Here is a 1,597-nt window from a genome sequence, read left to right as displayed (position 1 = left end):
GGTCTCCATCAGGTCGCCGCCAAGTCCTCGCTGTCCGGCGGCGACCTGATGGAGACCTGGCGGACCTCCGAACAGAACGCGCACCAGGGCGAGGACTACCGCAAGATCCGGCTGGCGGAGACCACGTTCGACGGCCGCCCGGCGGTCGTCTGGGAGTACACCTTCACCCTCCAGGGCGTCCCCTGGCACGCCCGCCTGCTCGGCTTCGACGAGGGCGGGAAGACGTACCAGATCAACACCTGGTACCGGCCGGACATCGAGACGTCGGCGGTCCGCACGTACGAGAAGGTGAAGGACAGTTTCACGGTGCTGTGAGGGCGGGGCGGCGAGGCGGGCACACGGAAGAGGGGGCCCGCGGGAACGGGCCCCCTCCGCCTGCCGGGTCGCGAACTACACCTCGGTGCGTACCTCGTCCCGGTCCTTCAGCTTCTCCTTGACGAAGGCGATGGCGATGACGATCGCGGCGACGAGCAGCGACAGCAGCACCGTGGTCCGGCCGTCATGCTCGGTGTCGGTCAGCATGTAACCGAGGATGAACACGATGAGCCCGGCCGTGGCCCAGGTCAGGTAGGGGTACAGCCACATCCGCACGACGAGCTTCTCCGGCGACTCCGCCTGGATGATCTTCCGCATCCGCAGCTGCGAGAAGCAGATCACCAGCCATACGAACAGGGCTACGGCGCCACTGGAGTTGACGAGGAAGAGGAAGACGGACTCCGGGTACTCGTAGTTGAAGAAGACGGCGACGAACCCGAACACCACGGAGACGATGATCGCGTTCTTCGGCACGCCCCGCGAGGTGGTCCGGGCGAAGGCCTTCGGCGCGTCCCCGCGCTCACCGAGCGAGAACGCCATGCGGGAGGCGGTGTAGAGCCCGGAGTTGAGGCAGGACAGCACCGAGGTCAGCACGATGAACTTCATGATCTCGCCGGCGTTCGCGATGCCGAGCGAGTCGAGGGCGGCGACATAGGAACCCTGCTCCTTGAGGGAGGGGTCGTTCCACGGCAGCAGGGTGACCACGACGAAGATCGACCCGAGGTAGAAGACGCCGATACGCCAGATGATGCTGTTGGTGGACTTCGTGACGGCCCGCTGCGGGTTCTCCGACTCACCGGCGGCCAGGGTCGCGATCTCGCTGCCCATGAAGGAGAAGACGACGAGGAGTACGCCGGTCAGGATGGCGCCGGGCCCGTGGGGAAGGAAGCCGCCGTGGTCGACGAGGTTGCCGACGCCGGCCTTGTCGCTGTCGACACCGGGCAGCACGCCGAACACGGCGAGCCCGCCGATGACGATGAAGGCACCGATGGCGACGACCTTGATGCCGGCGAACCAGAACTCGAACTCGCCGTAGGAGCCGACGGAGACCAGGTTGGTGGCGGTCAGCACCACCATCACGATGAGCGCCCACCCCCACTGCGGCACGGCGGGGATCCACGATTCGAGGATGGCGGCACCGGCGGTGGCCTCCACGGCCAGCACGACGACCCAGAAGAACCAGTAGAGCCAGCCGATGGAGAACCCGGCCCAGGGGCCGAGCGCGCGGTCGGCGTGCGCGGAGAACGAACCCGAGGTCGGGTTGGCGGCGGACATCTCGCCC

At 67.3% G+C, this 1,597-nt stretch carries 1 protein-coding gene and 1 pseudogene; one reads left to right on the top strand and one right to left on the bottom strand.

The genetic code is table 11. From position 1 onward, the window contains the following. Positions 1 to 315: pseudogene (locus BZL64_RS38615) on the top strand (serine/threonine protein kinase); the annotation flags it as partial. Between the two features lie 75 nt (positions 316 to 390). Here BZL64_RS38615 and BZL64_RS38610 read toward each other — a convergent pair. Further along, positions 391 to 1,597 (bottom strand): amino acid permease (locus BZL64_RS38610; protein ID WP_086773543.1); only part of this gene is annotated, 1,207 nt, incomplete at its 5' end.

The sequence above is a fragment of the Streptomyces bobili genome, assembly GCF_002154575.1.
GTDB classification, from domain to species: Bacteria; Actinomycetota; Actinomycetes; order Streptomycetales; family Streptomycetaceae; genus Streptomyces; species Streptomyces bobili.
This window is presented reverse-complemented; position numbering and strand designations above follow the sequence as displayed.